At 71.2% G+C, this 19,215-nt stretch carries 14 protein-coding genes; 4 read left to right on the top strand and 10 right to left on the bottom strand.

Annotated elements, in window-relative coordinates:
- Positions 1–3 precede the first annotated feature (3 nt).
- The 6 genes from J8J14_RS04605 to ugpB all read right to left on the bottom strand — a co-directional run bounded on the left by J8J14_RS04605 (position 4) and on the right by ugpB (position 7,058).
- Positions 4–264 (bottom strand): hypothetical protein, encoded by a 261-nt coding sequence (locus J8J14_RS04605; RefSeq protein WP_209378271.1) that lies wholly within the window; start codon positions 262–264, stop codon positions 4–6.
- Positions 265–326: 62 nt separating this feature from the next.
- A complete protein-coding gene (locus tag J8J14_RS04600) occupies positions 327–2,747 on the bottom strand; it encodes a glycosyltransferase (RefSeq protein ID WP_209378270.1) in 2,421 nt (806 codons plus the stop codon).
- 53 nt (positions 2,748–2,800) lie between these two features.
- The gene (locus tag J8J14_RS04595; protein ID WP_209378269.1) at positions 2,801–3,868 is read right to left on the bottom strand and encodes a sn-glycerol-3-phosphate import ATP-binding protein UgpC; all 1,068 of its coding nucleotides are present in this window, start codon (positions 3,866–3,868) and stop codon (positions 2,801–2,803) included.
- A 4-nt stretch (positions 3,869–3,872) separates the two neighbouring features.
- The gene (gene ugpE / locus J8J14_RS04590; RefSeq protein ID WP_209378268.1) at positions 3,873–4,781 is read right to left on the bottom strand and encodes a sn-glycerol-3-phosphate ABC transporter permease UgpE; all 909 of its coding nucleotides are present in this window, start codon (positions 4,779–4,781) and stop codon (positions 3,873–3,875) included.
- A complete protein-coding gene (gene ugpA / locus J8J14_RS04585; RefSeq protein WP_209378267.1) occupies positions 4,781–5,662 on the bottom strand; it encodes a sn-glycerol-3-phosphate ABC transporter permease UgpA in 882 nt (293 codons plus the stop codon). The genes ugpE and ugpA overlap by 1 nt, the downstream gene beginning before the upstream one ends.
- 49 nt (positions 5,663–5,711) lie before the next feature.
- Positions 5,712–7,058, bottom strand: a complete 1,347-nt coding sequence (ugpB, locus tag J8J14_RS04580) for a sn-glycerol-3-phosphate ABC transporter substrate-binding protein UgpB (protein ID WP_209378266.1) — start codon at positions 7,056–7,058, stop codon at positions 5,712–5,714.
- 426 nt (positions 7,059–7,484) lie between these two features.
- On the opposite strand from ugpB, the gene pcaF reads away from it, so the two are divergent.
- Complete coding sequence (gene pcaF, locus J8J14_RS04575; RefSeq protein WP_209378265.1) at positions 7,485–8,693, top strand: 3-oxoadipyl-CoA thiolase; 1,209 nt, start codon at positions 7,485–7,487, stop codon at positions 8,691–8,693.
- A 42-nt stretch (positions 8,694–8,735) separates the two neighbouring features.
- On the opposite strand, the gene J8J14_RS04570 is transcribed toward pcaF, so the two are convergent.
- From J8J14_RS04570 to J8J14_RS04560, 3 genes are all read right to left on the bottom strand, one after another.
- Positions 8,736–11,243: a DUF6212 domain-containing protein gene (locus J8J14_RS04570; protein ID WP_209378264.1), complete on the bottom strand. Its 2,508-nt coding sequence runs from the start codon at positions 11,241–11,243 to the stop codon at positions 8,736–8,738.
- Complete coding sequence (locus J8J14_RS04565) at positions 11,240–13,741, bottom strand: glycosyltransferase (protein WP_209378263.1); 2,502 nt, start codon at positions 13,739–13,741, stop codon at positions 11,240–11,242. The genes J8J14_RS04570 and J8J14_RS04565 overlap by 4 nt, the downstream gene beginning before the upstream one ends.
- A gap of 91 nt (positions 13,742–13,832) precedes the next feature.
- Positions 13,833–14,990: a glycosyltransferase family 4 protein gene (locus J8J14_RS04560; protein ID WP_209378262.1), complete on the bottom strand. Its 1,158-nt coding sequence runs from the start codon at positions 14,988–14,990 to the stop codon at positions 13,833–13,835.
- A gap of 232 nt (positions 14,991–15,222) precedes the next feature.
- Between J8J14_RS04560 and galE the strand changes: the two genes are divergently transcribed.
- From galE to J8J14_RS04545, 3 genes are read left to right on the top strand one after another with little or no spacing between them, the layout of a single operon-like run.
- Complete coding sequence (gene galE, locus J8J14_RS04555) at positions 15,223–16,233, top strand: UDP-glucose 4-epimerase GalE (RefSeq protein WP_209378261.1); 1,011 nt, start codon at positions 15,223–15,225, stop codon at positions 16,231–16,233.
- 12 nt (positions 16,234–16,245) lie between these two features.
- Positions 16,246–17,307 (top strand): glycosyltransferase family 4 protein, encoded by a 1,062-nt coding sequence (locus J8J14_RS04550; protein WP_209378260.1) that lies wholly within the window; start codon positions 16,246–16,248, stop codon positions 17,305–17,307.
- Positions 17,308–17,315: 8 nt separating this feature from the next.
- Complete coding sequence (locus tag J8J14_RS04545) at positions 17,316–18,446, top strand: hypothetical protein (protein WP_209378259.1); 1,131 nt, start codon at positions 17,316–17,318, stop codon at positions 18,444–18,446.
- Between the two features lie 6 nt (positions 18,447–18,452).
- On the opposite strand, the gene J8J14_RS04540 is transcribed toward J8J14_RS04545, so the two are convergent.
- Complete coding sequence (locus J8J14_RS04540) at positions 18,453–19,196, bottom strand: hypothetical protein (RefSeq protein ID WP_209378258.1); 744 nt, start codon at positions 19,194–19,196, stop codon at positions 18,453–18,455.
- Positions 19,197–19,215: the final 19 nt, after the last annotated feature.

Below are 19,215 nucleotides of genomic sequence, written 5' to 3'. Positions count from 1 at the left end.
GTGCTACACACGAAGGTCCAGGAGTGACCCGCGGGGCAGGGGAGTCGCCGGGGCGGCGGGCACTGATTCGAGCGCCCGCTGGGCTGGAACGGCCTGGCCCGATCCGCCGCGCGCCTCCCGCACCGGCTGGATTTCCCGGATACCGGCAGCACGGGAGACATCCTGCGTGAAGGCGGCCAGGGCGTTGGTGCTGATCATGCGCAGCACCATGCCGGAAAGGCGTGAATCACGGGTGAATCGGGCGGAATGGCTGGCAGCGCGCATGCCGCAGCCTCGCCCCGGCAGGCGTTAACCATCCAGCAACCGGTGGCTGTATTCCGGGCAGATCAGCCGGCGTGGAAGGCGGGCATGCGCTGCGCCTCCAGGAAGTCGAGCCGCGCCAGCAGGTCGTCCTCGCGGCAGATCATGAGGCCCCGAAGCCCCATACCGTCTGCGGCGTCCCACTCCAGGTCCAGGATCCGCGTACCCTCCGCCACCTCCACCGGCATGGCCGTGGCGAAATCGCCCTCGGGCGGCTCGGCAATCGTCGCGGCCCCGGCCGGCGCCCCATCCGCCAGCAGCACGAAGGAGAGAGGGCCCCCGCCCACGCCACGCAACTCGAGATGAAGGCGCAGCAGGCCCGAAAGGCCCGGGGGCAAGGGCATGCGCAGCCGTGCCCGCCCCTCCGCCATCGGGGCTCCCCAATCCTCGAGCGGCCGCCAGCCGACCCCGTCCCGTACCAGGTCGGACAGGGCGATGGAGAGGTCCGGCACCGGGGAGGCGCTGCGGCGCAGCGGAATTCGGTGGCCCAGGGGGATGGCGATACGCTCGGCGACCGGGGGCGGCTCTTCCTGCCCGAATGCCTCGAGCGCCGTGCCGATCTGCGACAGCACCGCCTCCCAGGAACGGCGCCGGCCCTTGGCCGCCACGCCGCGTTCGGCCGCCGCAAGCGCCCCCGGCTCGAAGAGAAGGCGCTCCACCGCCGCGACCATATGCGGCTCGCTCTGCGGCTCCACATAGACCGCGACGCCCTCTCCCGATTCGAGCAGGGCGGAATGTCGGGGTATGACCGGCACCTTGCCCCAGGCCAGGCTTTCCGTGACGGGAAGGCCCCAGCCCTCGTAATGCGAGTTGTAGAGGGTGAAGAGGCAGTCCCTGTACAGGACCGCCAGCCCACCATCCGAGATGTCGTGCAGAAGCACCACATGCCGGGCCAGCTCGGGGCTGCCCTCCAGCAAGTTCATCGCCGCTTCCGCATGCCAGCCCCGGGCACCGACGCAGACCAGGCGCGGGATCCGCCCCGCGCCGTGCCGGCGCAGCAGGCTCAGCCAGGTTCGGAAGACGGTGAGGTGGTCCTTGCGGCTCTCGATCGTCGCCACGAAGAGCACATAGGGCTCGGGCGCCCGCGGGGCGCGCGTGCCTTCCAGCGCGGCCGCATCGGGCGCGGCGGTGGGGCGCGGATCCGCATCCAGCCGCACCACCTCCATCGGAAGGTTCAGGCCGGGGATCAGGGCATCGAGGAATCGCTGGCCATCCGCGCGGGTGCATTCGGAGTTGCAGAGCACCGCATGGGCATGCACCCCCATGGAGGAGAACCAGCGCGCATAGTCCTGGACCAGCGTACGGACGCAATGCTCGGGCATCACGAGCGGCACGCAGTCATGCAGGAAGGGCACGTAGCGCAGCCCGGCCTGGCGCTGCGCCAAGCGGAGCGCGCGGAAATAATCCGGGATGCCCCAGGAATTGCCCAGGTTCACGAGGGTGCTGCCAGGGAGGAAGCTGTAGGGCAGGGCGTTTCCACCGGGCTCCAGCACCGCATCCCGTGCAAGGATCCAGGCAGGGTCCGCGGTGTCCGCCCCGGCGGCGGCGGCGGCCAGGAGGCGGGCCAGCGCCTCGGGGTCCACGGCACGCCAGCCGGCGCGCTCCCGTTCGAAGCTGACATAGCTTGCCTCGTAGCCCGCCGCGAGGGAGGCGCCGAGGATGCTCGCCTGGACGCGCTGGATGCCCGTGAGCGTGCGGCGATGACCGAAATGGAGCAGCAGGTCCGTCACGTCGAAGGCCGTGAGGCGACTTGCCTGGATCCCGCGGGCCGCCGCGGGCACCGCGCTGCCGCCAGCCATGGCGGAGGGAGAGGGCTGCGCGCTGCGCGGCGTGCTGCCGCCAACCCGCAGCATCGCGATCCGGGGCCGGGCGGGTGGCGCAAGCTGGGTGGTGGCGCGCGCCGCCGCCGCCGCGGGGACCAGCCCGCGATGTGCCATGCCCTGTGCTGGCTGCGCTTCCGTCCGCGCCGATGCGGCTGGCGCGCGGGCGGCTTGCAAGTCCGCGGGGCCAGGGGGCGTCCCGGCGGGGCTTTCGGGGCGGGGTGGCTCTGGCGGGGCGGGACTCTCCGCCCCGAGCCGTTGGATGGCCGCTTCCGCCTCGGGCGTGGCCGTTGCCCCGATCTCCAGCGCCACCGCGAGCGCATAGGCTTGGCCCGCCTCCTCGGGGCGGGAGGCCAGGCGCAGGGCATGGCCGCGATGGCGGTGCGGCGCCGGATCGGCCGGTGCCTCCGCCGCCGCCTGCTCATAGGCGGCCAGCGCCTCATCCGTCCGCCCCGCCGCCTGCAGCGCATGGCCCTGCCACAGCATCAGCGGTGCCGGATCCGCTGAAAGCGCCGCGGCCTCGGCGAACAACCGCGCGGCACCCTGGTGATCACCGGCGTGCCACAGGCGGGCAGCCTGCTCCTGCTGGGCGGAGGGGGCGGGGGTCTCGTTCGGCCAGGCGTCCATCGGGGTGATGGGTAGCGGGGGACAGGCGCCGCCGGAAGGGGAAAGGCGCGTGATCAGGGATCGATGCGGCGGCCCGTTTCAGCGTCGAACACGTGCAGATGCGTCGGGGGAAGCCGAACCGGAAGGGCCGAGCCGGAGAAGGCGCCGGGCAGGCGGGCCGTGACGGCGAGCCCGCCGGGCGCCCGGCCATGCACCACCGTCTCGGAGCCCAGGGGCTCCACCAGTTCCACGGCCAGGGGAATGGAGTCGGCCCCGTCGCCGGGCGAGACATGCTCGGGCCGCAGCCCCAGGGTCAGCGGCTTGCCCGCGGGGCCCGGGCGGGGCCCATCCGCGAAATGGATGGGCGCGCCGCCGGGGAGCCGGGCCGAGGCGCCGCCTTCCTCGAGCGTCGCCGGGATGAAGTTCATGGCGGGACTGCCGATGAAGCCGGCGACATAGGTGTCCGCCGGGCGGGAGAAGATCTCCATGGGCGGCGCCACCTGGGCCGGACGGCCCGCATTCATCACCACCAGCCGGTCGCCCAGCGTCATCGCCTCCACCTGGTCATGGGTGACGAAAAGCGAGGTGACGCCGAGGCGCCGCTGCAGGCGGCGGATCTCCGCCCGCATCTGCACGCGCAGCTTGGCATCGAGGTTCGAGAGCGGCTCATCGAAAAGGAAGAGGGCCGGCTCGCGCACGATGGCGCGGCCCATGGCCACGCGCTGCCGCTGCCCGCCCGAGAGCTGCTTCGGCCGACGGTCGAGCAGCGCGCCGATGCCGAGGATGTCGGCGGCATCCTTCACGCGGCGCTCGATCTCCGCGCGCGGCAGGCCCCGGATCTTCAGGCCATAGGCCATGTTCCCGAAGACCGTCATATGCGGATAGAGCGCGTAGTTCTGGAACACCATGGCGATGTCGCGGTCCGCCGGCTCCAGCCCCGTCACGTCCCGCCCATTGATCACCACCTGGCCGGAGCTGGGCGATTCCAGCCCGGCCACGATGCGCAGCAGGGTGGATTTGCCGCAGCCGGACGCGCCGACGATCACGACCAGCTCGCCATCCGCCACCTCCAGATCGATGCCATGCAGCACCGCGGTGGCGTTGAAGGACTTGCGGACATCCCGCAGGGAAAGGGTCGCCATCGGCTTACTTCTCGGTTTCGGTCAGGCCACGCACGAACCAGCGCTGCATCAGCGCCACCACGAGCACGGGGGGCAGCAGGGCCAGCACGGCGGTCGCCATGATGGTGTTCCAGTCATTCTGGGAGTCGCCGCGGCCGATCATCTTGGACAGGCCGACGACGATCGTCTCCATGGAACGATCGTTGATGATGAGCAGCGGCCAGAGATACTGGTTCCACCCATAGATGAAGAGGATGACAAAGAGCGCGGCGATATTCGTCAGGGAGAGGGGCAGCACCACGTCCTTGAGGAAGCGCAGCGGACCCGCGCCATCCATCTTGGCCGCCTCCACGAACTCGTCGGGGATCGTCAGGAAGAACTGGCGGAACAGCAGCGTCGCGGTGGCAGAAGCGATGAGCGGGACGATCAGGCCGGTCCATGTGTTCCCGAGATTAAGGTCCACGATGACCTGGAAGGTCGGGATGATCCGCACCTCCACCGGCAGCATCAGCGTGATGAAGATGGCCCAGAAGGCCGCCATCCGGCCCGGAAACCGGAAGAACACCACCGCATAGGCCGAGAGGATGGAGATGAGGATCTTCCCGACCGCGATCAGCACCGCCATCAGCAGGCTGTTGAGCAGCATGACCTGGGCGGGGGTGGTGCGGGTGCGCCCGCCGCCCTCGTTCCAGGCGGTGGTGTAGTTCTCCACCGCGTGCGCGCCGGGCAGCAGGGGGACGTCGCCCCGGCCGATGGTGGCGGCGTCATGCGTGGAACCCACCAGGGTCATCCAGATCGGGAAGGCGACGATCAGCACGCCCAGGATCAGCGCACCATGCGCGATGATACGGGACACGAGCTTCCGCCGGCGCGTGGCGCGCAGCAGCGCATCGTCCTGCAGCACGGGCGCCGGGGTGGCGAGGCTGCCCTCCATCAGTAGTGCACCTTCTTCTCGATCGCGCGGAACTGGATTGCCGTCAGCCCGATCACGATGATCATGAGAATCACGCTCTGGGCGGCGGACTGGCCGAGATTCAGGTTCTCAACCCCGTCCACATAAACCTTGTAGATCAGCGTCTCCGTCGCCTTCGCCGGCCCGCCATTGGTGAGGGCATGGATGATGCCGAAGGTTTCGAAGAAGGCGTAGGTCAGGTTCACCACCAGCAGGAAGAAGGTGGTGGGGGAGAGCAAGGGGAACACCACCGTCCAGAAGCGCCGCGCCGGGCGCGCGCCATCGATGGCGGCGGCTTCCAGCACGCTGGCGGGAATGGATTGCAGCCCTGCAAGGAAGAAGATGAAGTTGTAGGCCAGCTGCTTCCAGGCCGCGGCGATGATCACCAAGATCATCGCATGGGTGCCGTTCAGCCTGTAGTCCCAGGGGATGCCGATTGCGTTCAGCCCCTTCCCGATCAGCCCGATCTGCGGCTGGAAAAGGAAGAGCCAGAGCACCGCGGCCACGGCGGGCGCCACCGCATAGGGCCAGATGAGCAGGCTGCGATACATCGTGGCGCCGCGCAGCGACTTATCCGCCTGCACCGCGAGGAAAAGCGCGAGGCTGAGGGCCAGTCCCGCCACGCAGGAGGAGAAGACAAGAGTGTTGAGGGCGGCGTTCACCCAGTTCGGGTCCGCCAGCACCTCGTGGAAGTTCTCCAGCCCCACGAACTCGCGGGAGAAGCCGAAGGCATCCTCCCGCAGCAGGGACTGGTAGATCGCCTGGCCAGCCGGCCAGAAGAAGAACACGAAGGTCACCGCGAGCTGAGGCGCCAGCAGCGCCAGCGGCAGGAGGCGGCCGCGGAAGATGACTTTTTTCTGCATGGTGCCCTTCGTCGCGCCGGGCGGGGCAACCCCGCCCGGCGGAACGCTATCAGTTGTTGCGGTTTGTGCGCTCGAAGTTGCGCAGCACCTGATTGCCGCGGGTATTGGCGCTGGCCAGGGCCTGCTCCGGCGTCACCTGTCCCTGGAAGGCCCGCTCCATCTCCTCCTGGATGATGTTGCGGATCTCGATGAAGCCGCCCAGGCGGATGCCGCGGCTGTTCGCCGTGGGTTCACCGCCGCGCAGCATCTGCTCGATCGGCACATCGGCACCCGGGTTCCGCTGGTAGAAGCCGGCCGCCTTAGTCGCCTCATAGGCGGAGCGGGTCACGGGGACATAGCCGGTGTCCTGGTGCCACTTCGCCATCACGGCCGGGCTGGAGATGTAGCGGAAGAACTCCGCCACGCCCTTCAGCTCTTCCGGGCTGCGCCGGGCATTCGGGCCGCGATTCATGGTCCAGAGGGCCGCGCCGCCGATGATGGAGTTACGCGGGGAGGTGCCCTCGTAATAGGGCAGCATGGCCGCGCCCCATTCGAAGCGGGCCTCACGCGTGATGCGGGCGCGCAGGCCGGAGGAGGCAAAGGTGATGGCGCATTCACCGGCGGGGAAGAGCGGGTCGCCCGCCGTGTCGCGGCCGGCGTAGCGGAACAGGCCTTCCTTCTGCCAGTTCACCAGATTCGTCAGGTGCTTGGTCAGTACGGGGTTCGTGAGGTTCAGCTGCGTGTCCAGCCCCTCGAACCCGTTGGCGCGGGTGGCTAGCGGCACGTCATGGATGGCCAGCAGCTGCTCCACCATCAGCCAGCTCGGCCAGGCCGTGGTCATGGGGCAGGCGATGCCGGCGGCCTTCAGCTTGCGCGCGGCCTGCTCCACGCCTTCCCATGTGGCGGGGAAGCTGTTCGGGTCCAGCCCGGCGCGCTGGAACATGTCCTTGTTGTAGAAGGCGATGGCCGTGCTGCTGTTGAAGGGCATGGCCATCAGCTTGCCGTCGGCGGCGGCGTAGTAGCCGGCAACGGGGCCGATGAAGTCGCGCGTGTCGATCGCCACGCCGGTCTCGGCGATTAGCTCGTGCAAAGGCTTGATGGCCCGGCCGGCGGACATCATCGTGCCCGTGCCGACCTCGAACATCTGGACGATATGCGGCGCGGTGTTGGAGCGGAACGCGGCGATCGCCGCCACCACGGTCTCGGCATAGCCACCGCGGAAGCTCGGCACCACCTTGTACTGGGACTGGGTACCGTTGAAATCGGTGGCCAGCTGCTCGAGCATGCCGCCCAGCGGCTGGTTCAACCCGTGCCAGAACTGGATTTCGACCGGCTGCTGCTGCGCCAGCGCGCCCGGGCCCGTGCCGATGAGACTCGCCAGCGCAAGAGCGCCGGCGGCAAGATGGCGTCGCCGCATCACGTGATTCCTTCCCTGAGAGGAGTGGGCCGGGGTTAGCCGCCCCGTGTTGCAAACAGACTACAGGAAGATGACGGCTTCGTGGAAGGGCACACACCCGCTGTGGAAGGCCGGGCATTCACTTGGCCTTCATGATCATCGCGCCAAGTTGCGCCGATGGAACACCGCACCCTGTCCCCCGCACCCGGAGCGGCCCCACCGCGCGAGCCCGGCCCTCTCACCACCCGCCCCGTGCTTCCGGAGCGGGCGGTTCGCCGCCTCCAACTGGCTTTCGAGGCTGAGGCGCGGGGGCTCGCCCAGGCCGCGCTCCTGCCCCGGCACGCCGCCTGGGGGAGCACCGGCGAGGAGAGAGGTCCGTAGCCGGCGCTTGCCCCGCCGGCCCGGATGCGCTTCCTCCATGGGACAGGACCAGCAACGGAGGACGCCATGGCCGAAGCCTTCATCTGTGACGCGGCGCGCACCGCCATCGGGCGATATGCCGGCGGCCTTTCCGCGGTCAGGGCGGATGACCTGGGCGCCGTGCCGCTCAAGGCACTGATGGCGCGCCATCCCGGCGTGGACTGGGCCGCGCTGGACGATGTGATCTATGGCTGCGCGAACCAGGCCGGGGAGGACAACCGCAATGTCGCCCGGATGGCGCTGCTTCTCGCCGGGCTGCCGGACAGCATCGGCGGCAGCACGGTGAACCGCCTCTGCGGCTCCGGGATGGATGCCGTCGGCATCGCGGCCCGCGCCATCAAGGCGGGCGAGGCGTCCTTCATGCTGGCCGGCGGGGTGGAGAGCATGACCCGCGCCCCCTTCGTCCAGGGCAAGAGCACCGAGGCCTTCGGCCGCGTCGCCGAGATCTACGACACCACCATCGGCTGGCGTTTCGTGAACCCGTTGATGAAGGCCCGGCACGGCGTGGATTCGATGCCCGAGACGGCCGAGAACGTCGCGCAGGATTTCCAGGTCAGCCGCGCGGACCAGGACGCCTTCGCCCTGCGCAGCCAGCACCGCGCCGCTGCGGCGCAAAAGGCCGGCCGCTTCGCCGAGGAAATCGTTCCCGTTACCATTCCCCGCCGCAAGGGGGACCCCGTGGTCTTCGAGCAGGACGAGCATCTGCGGCCGGAGACCACGGCCGAGGGGCTGGCCAAGCTGCCCACCCCCTTCCGCAAGGAGGGCGGCAGCGTGACCGCGGGCAATGCCTCGGGCGTGAATGACGGGTCCTGCGCCATCATCCTGGCCGACGAAGCCATGGCGAAGCGCCAGGGCCTTACCCCGCGCGCCCGGGTGGTGGCGTCCGCCACGGCCGGGGTGCCGCCCCGCATCATGGGCTTCGGCCCGGCGCCCGCCGCGCGCAAGGTCCTGGAAAAGGCCGGCCTGACGCTCGCCGACATTGATGTCATTGAGCTGAACGAGGCTTTTGCCGCCCAGGCCCTGGCCGTCACCCGCGATCTCGGCCTGCCCGATGACGCTGAACATGTGAACCCCAATGGCGGGGCCATCGCCCTCGGCCATCCGCTCGGGATGAGCGGTGCACGGCTGGTGCAGACCGCCATGCATGAGCTGCACCGGCGCGGCGGGCGCTACGCGCTCTGCACCATGTGCATCGGCGTCGGGCAGGGCATCGCCATGGTGATCGAGCGGGTCTGAGCCGAGCTGGGCCGGGGAGCGCGGTTCTCCCCGGCCCCCCGGTCAGGCTGGCGTGCGCTGCGATTCGTCCTGCAGCGCCTTGGCGCTCTCCACCCACTGGGCCGTATCGGCCACCGACAGCCCGGCCTGTCGCGCCGCGTCTTCGGCCACCCGGGGAAGCACGGCGAACAAGGCCTGCATCATCGCCGCGTCGCGCTCATCCTTCATCGAATCGAGGAACTCGCGCAGTTCGGGCTGGGTGATGCGCAGGAAAGGGCCGAACTTGTCGCTCGCCCGGCCCAGCCAGTCCCGGAACATGTGAGGCCAGCCCGCTGCCTGGCGGAATTCCAGCCGCGCCTCGCCATCCTTGCTCGCTAGCTTCACCCGCACGGAAGCCCAGCGCATCGGGCCGCTCGCCAGGCTGGCGATGGTGATGTCCAGGTGGCGATAGGACTCGCCCGGCAGATGCTGATGCAGCCGCACTGCCTCAAAGCGAGCCGGCGCACGTCCGGGCGCCACATTGGTCGGCGTTGCGCGCACTGGCGGCACGGCGGGACGCGGCGGGGTGGAAGGAGTCGGGGCCGCCGCCTGGGCTGGGGCCCCCGGGCCCGGAGCAGGGGTCTGGGGCGCCGCGCCGATGGGGCGGGGCATGGGCGGCAACGGCAAGCTGGGCGGGATGTAGACGCGCTGCGGCGCGGCCGGAGCGGCTGGTGCGGACGATGCGGCCTCTGGAACGGCACGCGCCGGTGAGGCGCGCAGCGGTTCCGGAGCCGCTGGCGCACCGGCTGCCGGCACCATCGCCGGAGGCAAGGGCGCCGGCACGGAAACCGGCATGGAAATGGGCCGAGCCGGCGGCGCGACCGGTGCCGGCTGGGGCGCGGGCGGCAGGGCGGGCCGCATGACCGGGGCGGGCTCGATCGGCAGCGGCGCGGGCGGCAGCTTCGGCGGTTGCACCGGCTCGGCTGGCGGCGCGGCCGGCACCGGGGCCGCGGCAGGGATGGGTGCCGGAGCGACGGCGGAAGCCGGCGCGGTGACAGCAGCGGCCGTCGGGGGCGCGGGCTGTGCCGGAACCGCCTCTCGTACTGGCATTTTGGGCATGGCCGCTGCCGTGGCCGTCGGGCTCGCCGGCACCGCTATGCCGGATACGGCGGAGGGGGCCGGAAGGGCCTCCCCCATCGGAATCGCGGAGAGCGCCACCTGGGCCAGTTCTATATCAACGCCGTCCGGGCCCGCTCGCAGGCCGACCGCAAGGCTCGCCCGGCCCGAGAGATGCGCGGAAAGCGGGAGAGCCAGCTCCAGCCCCTCCTCGGGCAGGCTCCGCCACCCGGTCGTGGCCGATCCCTGTGCCATCCGGTCCAGCTGGGCGGGGTTCTCGGGCAGGGCATCGACCGGATGTACCCAGAGGCAGACCGAGGCGCCCGGGGCGGCGCCCCCGGCGAAGGCAACGCGGACCCGGTCCAGCCCCGCCGCGTGCAGATACGGGATGAGCAGGATTGCCCGGCCACCGGCCGGCGCGCGCAGGAGCGGCCGGGGCGCCTCATCGCCGAGCGCCACCTGGTCCATCTGGCCTTCGATTGCGCGCGCCGACTCCCAGGTCGCTTCGGGAAGGGCCAGTGGGATATCGGCGCGCGGGAGGCTCAGCCCGACCTCCTCCGGCATCCAATGCGCCGGGGCGAGGTAGCGACTGCCGGGCGCGCCGGCCCAGGCCCGCACCGCCAGCGGATGCTCGCCCTCGGCGCCGGCCCAGCGCGCCTCGCGGGAAAGGGGTGGGAGGCTGTCCCCTTCAGGCACGATCTCCAGTAGCGCGGTCTCCCGCAGCGGGCCGAGGGGGGTGGGCAGGTCGAGCGTGAGCCAGCCGGGCGATAGGTCCGCCGCCGGGATAGCCCAGGCGCCGACCACCCTGTCGCTCTCGGCCGCGAGGAGGCGCAGGCGCAGCAGCCCCGGCCCGGTGGCAGGCCCGGCGATATGAACCGCGAGGGCGGCCAGCCCCGCCAGCCCCGTGCCCAGCTTGTGCCGAGCCGCACCGGTGACGGGTGCCGCATCGCCCGCCTCGCCGGACAGGACCAGCCGGGGCTCGGCGGGCGGACGATGGGCCAGCATCCGCACCGTGTCGGCCATGGCCTCCCGGGTTTCCTCCATCTCCTGCCGGGCTGCGACCACGGCCCGCAGGGCCTCCGCCTCCCGGCCGGCCGAGGTGGCGAGGGATTCGGCCAGCAAAGCCAGCAACCCCGGCAGGGCGGCCTGCCCGGTGGCGGCCAACAGGAAGGGCGGTGCGGGCAGGCCCGAGGCCTCGGCCCACCAGCGCAGGAGCGGGGCCACGCGCAGCCTCTCGCTCGCGATCACCGCCAGGGTGCCGGCCGGTGGCGAGGGCAGTTCGGCCGCTGCCTCCGGGCTGCCGGCGCGCGTGCCGAGCGGCAGCAGGAGGTTCACGCCGCCGCGGTTCGCAACGATCCAGACATCGAGCGCGGGTGCGGCAAGCGGCGAGGGGTCCATCACGCCCTCGGCGACCAGCACGAGCGGGCGGCCACCTGCGAGGCGGGGGAGGTGGGCGGGATCGGCGCGCAGGGTCACGGATGGGGTGCCTTGTCGATGCGGTCGAGAAGAGGGGCCATGCGCTGGCCCCAGCCAGGAAGGGCGGCGGCGCGGGCGAAGGCCGAGGCGGAGGCGGCGCGCAGGGTGGCCCGGTCCGCCTGAAGGGCGCCCAGGCGCTCGGCGAAGGCCGAGACGATCTCCGGATCATGGCGGCCGGATATCAGGAAGCCGTCCACCCCGTCCTCGATCATCTCCCCGACGGCGCCTGTCCGGGTGACAATCGGCACGCAGCCCATGCGCTGCGCCTCCGGGATGGTCAGGGGCGAGCCCTCGAAGCGGGAGGGCAGGACGAGCACATCCGCCCAGCCCAGCAGCCCATCGAGCTCACGAGGGCCGGCCGGCGGTTCCACCACGAGGCCGGGAATCGGCTCGGGGGCCCGGTCCAGCACCGCGCGCCCCGCGGCGCGCCACTCGATGCCGGGGGTCAGGGCGACGATGTCCCGCAGCCGGTCGATCCCCTTCTGCGGGTCGAGCCGGCCAATAAACAGGGCGCGGAGCGGTCCCTGCCGTGTCTCGCGCTCTGCCATGATGGAAGCGGCGGCTTCCGGAGCGGCGGCCTGGCCCGGACCGTTCGGGACGAGGATCAGCTTGGAGGCCGATACACCCTGGGCGAGGCACCAGCGCCGCAGCCCGTCGGAGACGACAGCGATGGCATCATAGGAATCCTCATGCGCCAGCAGCGCATGAGGGTTTCCGAGCGGGGCGCCGGCCAGTTCCCGCTCGATCACATGCAGGCCGGCGATGGTGATGGCGCCAAGCCCGCGCAGTACGTCGGCCAGGGCGTGGGCTCCATGGGAATGGGTGGCCAGCATGGCGTGCATCGGCGCGAACTGGCCAAGGGCATCGCGTGAATTCGTCACGCCGGGCAGGGCGGCGCCGGAATGGGTCCGCGAGGTGTCAGTCCCCTCGATCCCGCCCCGCTGGGGCAGCTGCACCGTCTCGAAGGCGGCCAGCGCATCGGGCGGAAGCCAGGCGGAATCGCTGCCGGTGACGAACAGATGCGGGCGCCAGCCGCGCTCGCGCAGGATCCGGGCATAGTTGGTCACCACCCGCTCCACCCCTCCCATCTCGAAGATCGGCACGGCGATGGCGATGTCGCGCCCCTCCGCCGGAGAGAGCCAGGGCAGCACGGCACCGGCGCCGATCAGCTCGGCATAGCCCTGGTGGGCGTGGGCGCGGGGGCGGCGCCAGTCGCCGCGCCACTCACCATGCTCGGGGTGGCGAGTGGCGAAGCATCCGGAGAAAGCGGCGAATTCCGCTGCCGCCTCATCCAGCACAGGTGGCGGCGCTGCGGGGAGGGAGATCGGCAGGGTCACGTCCAGCCGGGCGGCTCGGCGAAGCATCGTCTCGAAGCCCGCGCCAAGCGCGGCGGCTTCGCCGAAGGCCTCGGTGCGGAAGAGCAGCAGCGCCGCCTCTGCCGGCGGCGGTCCCTCGGCGCGCTCCAGCAGCAGCCTTCCGGGCTGCTCCGTCCAGAGGCTCACCCCAACAGCGTCGGCGTGGCGGAGCAGGATCTCGGCCTGCCAGAGCGTGTTGTGCAGGAGCTTGCCGGCCGCCAGCGCCTTAAGCGCCTCGCCGGAGGCGAACAGCAGGAAGGGCGGTGCATGTACGGCCTGCGGATGGCGGCTGGCCTCTACCACGGCGCGCCGGGCCGCATCGCGGGTAACCGGCGCACGGGCGGGGCGGAGCGGGTCCAGCACGGACTCCGCCATCCCGTATCCCGAGCGGAACAGCAGGAAGCGGGGAAGCTCCGCCGCCTCCAAAGCGAGGAGGCGTCGCGGGTCCAGTTCCCGCCGCAGCCGCCCGCGCATGCCGGCCAGGATGGCGGTGCGGCGGCGCTCCGCATCCAGGCGCATCCCGCCGGCGCGGCGCCGGTAGCGAAAGCCCGCCATGGGCAGGTGGCGCCCGCGGAAGCCGGCCGCCGCAACCCGCAACCAGAAATCCCAGTCCTCGAAGCCCTGGCGCATGGTCTCGTCGAAGCGGAGACCCGCCTCGAAAACGGCACGTGAGACGAGGCTTCCGGCGTCGCTGGTGTTTTCGAGGAAGTGGAGGAAGCGCGAATGTTCCCCCGCCGCCGAGGCATGTTCGGCAATGCCGAAGAAGTCGAAATCGGGATAGACCCAGCCCGTTCCCGGCCCGGATTCCTCCAGGAGTGCTGCGGCTCGGTCGATCAGCCTTGGGCCGAGCCGGTTGTCCGCATCGAGCATGAACAGGGCCCGGCAGCCCGGCCAGGCACGCAGTGCAAAGTCGATTCCGGCATTGCGCGCCGCGGAGAGGCCCGCATTCGCCTGGCGGAGCAGAAACACGCGGCCTGGATGGGCCCGGGCAAGGGCCAGCGCCACCTCCCGGGTCTCCGGCATCGGGCAGCCATCATCCACCACCACGGCCGCCACCTCGCGGCTCCCGCGCTGCGCCAGGACGGACAGGATGGCCTCCGCCAGCAGGGCGGGCTGCCGCCAGGCCGGGATGATCACGGCCACCTCCGGCCCGCCTCCAGGCGCGGCCTCGCCCCTATCCGTCGGATGATCCGTTGCCTCTGACATCCCCAAGCCCGGTCCGTGCGGCCTTATCTCACCCGCTTCCCGGACCGCCAAGCGCCGGGGCCGCGAGGCGTCGGAGGCGAGCCAGATAGGCACCGGCCATCGCGGCGCCGTCCCAGGCGGAGGCCAGGCGCCAGGCGGACGCGGCGCGCGCCGGCGCCTGGCCGAGCGGGTCGAGGCATGCGGCCATCGCATCGGCCATCTCTCCCACATCCTCGGCATCGGCCAGGGCGGCCAGTTCCGGGGCGCGCGGGCCGAGCGCCTCCAACGCCTCGGGGCTGGCCACCACGGGGAGGCCCTGCATCGCCGCCTCAAGGAAGGCGAGGGGAGCCCCTTCGAGCCGGGACGGCATGACCAGAAGATCCGCGCCCGCGATGAGCTCGGCCGGCGCGGGGTGATGGCCGATCAGGCGCAACGGTTGGGGCGGCCCGGCGAGCGTCGCCAGTTCCCCCTCCAACGAACCGGTTCCCGCGGCGACGAGGACGCCGCCCGTTCGGCGCGTGAAGGCTTCCGCGAGGCCAGGGAGCCGGTCCGCGCCCTTTGCCGCGTCCAGCCGCCCCAGGAAGAGGGCGATCGCCGCATCGCCCGGCAGGCCCAGCGCCTCCCGCAACCTGGCGCGGCACTGGCGCGGTTCCAGGACGGGTGGCGGATCGACGCCGTTGGCCACGGTGGCCACGCGCCCAGGGGAGAGGCCGAGCACCGCTTCCAGACGCCTGGCAGTGGGGGTGGACACCGCCACCCATTCCCCGGCGATGACCTTTGCCGCGACCAGCGCTTCCTCATCCAGCCCGCCCGGTAGCTCCTCCCCATGCGGGACGAGATGCGAGACGACGAGAGTGGGAATGCGCGCCTCGGCCAGCGCCTCGAACATCCCTCCGGCCTGGTCGGGCCAGGGCAGGGGCAGCAGGGCCAACTCGGGCGCGGCCTCGGCGATGGCAGCCCTGGCCGCCTCGGCCTGCGCCTGCCGGGCCCTGGCCGGCAGGCCCCTTCGCCAGGCGAGCGCATGGTCGAGGAGCACCCGCCCGGACCCCTCCAGGGCCGGGTGCAGCGCCGCCCCGGCCGCAAGGGTGACCGCCATCCCGGCCGCATGGGCCGCATCGGCGATGCGCAGGCTATGAGCCTCGGCGCCGCCGAAACGCTCTCCGGGGAAGAGGACCAGCAGGCGCCGTTTCCGCGTGGTCCGTGCCATGGGTCCTTTCATCCAACGGATCATTGACCGGGACAACCCTTGCGCAACCCGCCCGGCCCTTGCGATGGACGGCGCTGCGCTGCCCCTTTCGGCAGCGCAGCATGGATGGGCTGGCCTGGAAACCCCGGCGGCGCGGCCATGTTCCGAAGAGCGGCTTCGACGGTGGCGCGGATCGAGGTATGTTCCTCTTCGCGCATCCCGCCGGAGGCGCCCACCTGGCCGAGGAAGAGGGATGGCACGATATTTGGTGACCGGCGGCGCCGGCTATGTGGGCAGCCATGTTGTCCTGGCCCTGCTGGACCGGGGCGACGAGGTCGTGGTCTTTGACAGTCTCCGCCAGGGCCATCGCAACGCGGTGCTGCCCGGGGCGGAGCTGGTAGAGGGCGAGCTGTCCGACCGCCGCGCGGTCGAGGAAGTCTTCGCGGGATGGCGCTTCGATGGCGTGCTGCATTTCGCCGCCCTCTCCCTGGTGGGCGAGAGCATGCGGGAGCCGATGCGCTACATCGCCGAGAACCTCGGCAACACCCTGTGGCTCGCCGATGCGGCGGTGCGGGCGGGGGTAATGCGCTTCGTCCTCTCCTCCACCGCCGCCCTGTTCGGCCTACCCGAGCGCATCCCCATCGACGAGGAGGAGGTGAAGGCTCCGGTCTCCGCCTATGGTGAATCCAAGCTCATGGCGGAGAAGGGGCTGGAATGGGCCGACCGGGTGCATGGGCTGCGTTCCGCTGCCCTGCGCTACTTCAACGCCGCGGGCGCTGATCCCGGCGGGCGCCTGGGCGAGGACCACAATCCCGAGACGCACCTGATCCCGAACGCCGTCAACGCGGTGCTCGGCCTCGGGCCGCCGCTGACCGTGTTCGGCACGGATTACAAGACGCCGGATGGCACGGCGATCCGCGACTACGTGCATGTGGCCGACCTGGCCGATGCCCATCTCCGCGTGCTCGACCGGCTGAAGAACGGCCCGTCCTGCCGCTATAATGTCGGCAGCGGTACCGGTGCCTCCGTCCTGGAGGTGATCGCGGCGGTGGAGCGGGCCGCGGGCAAGCCCGTGCCCCATGTCCTTGGCCCCCGGCGCGAGGGCGACCCGGCGGTGCTCGTCGCCTCCAACGAGAAGCTCCGCCGCGAGACCGGCTGGACCCCGCGGCTGGGCGCGCTGGATGACATCGTCGGCACCGCCTATTCCTGGCGGGCGCGTAACCCCCAGGGCTATCGCGGCATGCCGGCCCAAAGCGCCGCCTGAAGGGGGAGGCGAATGCGTGTCGCGCTGCTGATGAGCCATGCCGACCGCTCCATGGCGGGGGCGCTGCGCGACATGCACTTCATGCGCCTCCTCGCCGAGGGCGGGGCGGAGATCGCGGTGTTCCGGATGCATCCGGGCGGCGGGGTGGAGCGGGAGCGCTTCCTGGACGGGGCCGTGCCCGTCTGCTTCGCCCCTTCGGACAATCCGAAGGAAATCCCCCATCGCCAGGTCTCGGCGAAGCTGGTGGAGGAGGTGCGCGCTTTCGCCCCGGACGCTATCCTGCTGAAAGGCCTGAGCTACCGGGTAAACCAGGACCTGCATGATGCGCTGCTGCCCGGCGCCGCCGCGCCGCCGCGGATCGGCTTCGTCGTGGGCGGTTCCGTCACCGATCCCTTGCTGGACCGGGCGGATTTCGTGTTCGGCGAGTACCAGGAGCAGCTGGCTCGGCACTTCCCGCGCTTCGTTGAGGCGGGCCGGGCCTTCGTAATGCCGAAATACGTGGATCTGGAGGCAAGCCGGCCGTCCAAGCCGGCGCAGGCGCCACTCCATGACATCGTCAATGTTGGCGGGCTCTACGACAAGCGGAAGAACCAGGAGGACGTCGTCCCCTTCACCGATTCCTGGCGCGTCGCGCTCGTGGGTGGCGGAACGCCGCGGCCGGAGGTGAAGGCGGCGGTCGCGGATACCCGGAACCTCACCATGACCGGGCGCCTGCCGCAGGAGGAGGTGATCGCCTTGCTCCGCCGCTGCCGCGTGATGGTCCACACGTCGAAAATGGACGGGCTCCCACGCGCGGTGGTGGAGGCCATGGCCTGCGGCCTGCCCGTGATCGTTTATCGCGACACCGTGCATGGCGGCTTCGCCGAGGGGCAGCATGGCTTCATGGTGGGCCGCGACACGCTGCGCCACGCCGTTGAGCTCCTGCTGCGGGAGGAGCCGCTACGCCGCGCCATCGGGCGCCGGGCGCGGCGGCATGCGGAGCTGAACCACGGCCTCCCGGCGCTGGAGCGCGCGGCAACGGCCTTCCTCGGCTTCCTCGCGCAATCCGTCCCTGTGCAGCCGGTGCTGGGCTAGGGGGGGCGATGGCGACATCTGGGATCGCACGGATCGTGTTCACCGGGGATGTGCTCCGCCCCGGGGAGGCGGGCTTCCGGCCCGCGCAGACCGAGAACATCCTCTGGTTCCACCGCCTCGTCCGCCTTCAGGCGCGCGCGGCCACGGGATTGCCGGTGGAGGTCGTGGCCTGGGGCAGGGGCATCGATACGGAGCGCCTCTATGAGCTCTGGGACGCCGAGAAGAGCTGGCGCGGCTGGGCACGGATCTTCGATTCCGCCTTCGCGCCGGACGGGGTGCTGGCGGAGATGGAGCGCGCATTCGGCGGGGCCGTGGTGATCGGCTTCGAGCTGGCCGAATCCATGAAGCGGATACTCAGCCTTCTTGGCATTCCCTTCATCGATTTCGGCATCCATCCCGTCCGCTTCCTTGAGGACGTGTTCTTCGCCGTGCAGACGAACGACGCGGCCGTGTTCGACGAGATGCTGGCGGACCATGCGGAGGAAAGCGCCTTCATCGGCGCGGCCGGGCTGCTCGCGGCGTCCGCGCTCAAGTTCCGGCCCGAGCTCCGGATCAATGGCGAGACGCTGCTGATCGGCCAGACGCGGATCGACCGGTCCCTCGTGCGGGGCGGGCGGATCGTGAACCTGTCCGATTTCACTGCGGAGCTGAATGCCGCCACCGGCGACGGCGCGGTGGTGTTCAAGCCGCACCCCTATGCCAATTCCGATTTCGGCGCGCTCTCGGCGGGGCTCTCGCTGCGGCGGATGCAGCTGACCTATGAGAATGTCTATGCGCTCATGGCGTCGGAGGACATCCGGCGGGTGGTGGGCGTCAGCTCCTCCGTGCTGATCGAGGCGCGCTATTTCGGGCAGGAAGCCCGCTTCCTGCATGAATCGCCCTTCGACATCCCCGCGCGCCGCGTGGAGGCCGTGCCAGGCCAGCATCTGAGTGTGGTGGATGCCTGGGCCGACGCGGATTTCTGGCGCCGCGTCCTGGCGCCGTTGGTCCCCGTGACCCGTCCGGACGGGGAGCGGTTCCGCCGCCCGCCCAATGCCCTCCGCACATCGCTCCGCAATTTCTGGGGCTTCAACGAGCTCTCGACCGACTTCCAGGTCGGGATCGCCCGCGCCGGCCGGGCAAGCCCCGCCCCGGCCTGAGCCGCCTCAGCCCGCGCTGCTGGCGACCCGCCGGGCCGACACGCTGCGGAAGGCGAGGCCGAGCTCGCGCGGGTCCCGTCCGGTCGGGTCCGTCGCGCGCGGGCCGAGCAGGACAAGGCCCAGATTTGCGCCCGGCACCCCGTAGCCGGCCCAAAGGGCGGAGAAGACTCCCCGGTGCGGCTCCAGCAGGCGCACATCGAGTTCCAGCGGCTCTCCATTCGCCAGCACGGTCAGCGCGCCCGGGGTGATCGCCTGGCGGAAGGGGAACTCAAGGTCGAGCTCGACCCTCAACGTGCCCGGCCCCAGATCGGGCACCACCACGGATGCCGCGGGGGTCGCGCCGCTCCAGCGCCAGCTCTGGTCCCCGCGTCCCTCGGCGCTGTGCCAGCCGAAGCCGACGAAGTCCGGATCCGCCGCATGGATGGTGATGGCGGAGGGCGCTGCCGGCGGCTGGGCGCCGCGATCCTCCGGAATGTGGCGCAGCGGGTCGATCTGAAGCCACTCCCCGCGTTCGCGGCGCATCTCCAGCGCCGCCTGCCGCGCTGCCTCAGCCTCCGCCGAGGCACGCGCGACCTCCTCGATCATGGCCTCCATGGCGTGGCGGAGCGGAGGGGGCAGGGCGGAAAGGGAAGGGGCCAGCCGCCCACGAATCGCGTCGGCGCGCACCCGTGCGGCGGCGGCCTCCACCGCGTCGCCGGCCTCCTGCATCGCGAGCAGGTCCAGGCCGTCGCTGGGGATTTCGATGGGCATGTCGGCTCCGGTGGTCTGG

Source organism: Pararoseomonas baculiformis (genome assembly GCF_017813395.1).
GTDB lineage: Bacteria > Pseudomonadota > Alphaproteobacteria > Acetobacterales > Acetobacteraceae > Roseomonas > Roseomonas baculiformis.
The sequence above is the reverse complement of the archived record's forward strand: the minus strand, read 5'-3'. Positions and strand labels throughout refer to the sequence as shown.

Excerpts from the sequence above, each read along its gene's own strand:
- J8J14_RS04600 (WP_209378270.1), bottom strand. The coding sequence starts at position 2,747 with ATGGACGCCTGGCCGAACGAGACCCCCGCCCCCTCCGCCCAGCAGGAG.
- J8J14_RS04595 (WP_209378269.1), bottom strand. The coding sequence starts at position 3,868 with ATGGCGACCCTTTCCCTGCGGGATGTCCGCAAGTCCTTCAACGCCACC.
- galE (WP_209378261.1), top strand. The coding sequence starts at position 15,223 with ATGGCACGATATTTGGTGACCGGCGGCGCCGGCTATGTGGGCAGCCAT.
- J8J14_RS04550 (WP_209378260.1), top strand. The coding sequence starts at position 16,246 with ATGCGTGTCGCGCTGCTGATGAGCCATGCCGACCGCTCCATGGCGGGG.
- J8J14_RS04545 (WP_209378259.1), top strand. The coding sequence starts at position 17,316 with ATGGCGACATCTGGGATCGCACGGATCGTGTTCACCGGGGATGTGCTC.
- J8J14_RS04560 (WP_209378262.1), bottom strand. The coding sequence starts at position 14,990 with ATGGCACGGACCACGCGGAAACGGCGCCTGCTGGTCCTCTTCCCCGGA.
- J8J14_RS04540 (WP_209378258.1), bottom strand. The coding sequence starts at position 19,196 with ATGCCCATCGAAATCCCCAGCGACGGCCTGGACCTGCTCGCGATGCAG.
- J8J14_RS04605 (WP_209378271.1), bottom strand. The coding sequence starts at position 264 with ATGCGCGCTGCCAGCCATTCCGCCCGATTCACCCGTGATTCACGCCTT.
- ugpA (WP_209378267.1), bottom strand. The coding sequence starts at position 5,662 with ATGCAGAAAAAAGTCATCTTCCGCGGCCGCCTCCTGCCGCTGGCGCTG.
- pcaF (WP_209378265.1), top strand. The coding sequence starts at position 7,485 with ATGGCCGAAGCCTTCATCTGTGACGCGGCGCGCACCGCCATCGGGCGA.
- ugpB (WP_209378266.1), bottom strand. The coding sequence starts at position 7,058 with ATGCGGCGACGCCATCTTGCCGCCGGCGCTCTTGCGCTGGCGAGTCTC.
- ugpE (WP_209378268.1), bottom strand. The coding sequence starts at position 4,781 with ATGGAGGGCAGCCTCGCCACCCCGGCGCCCGTGCTGCAGGACGATGCG.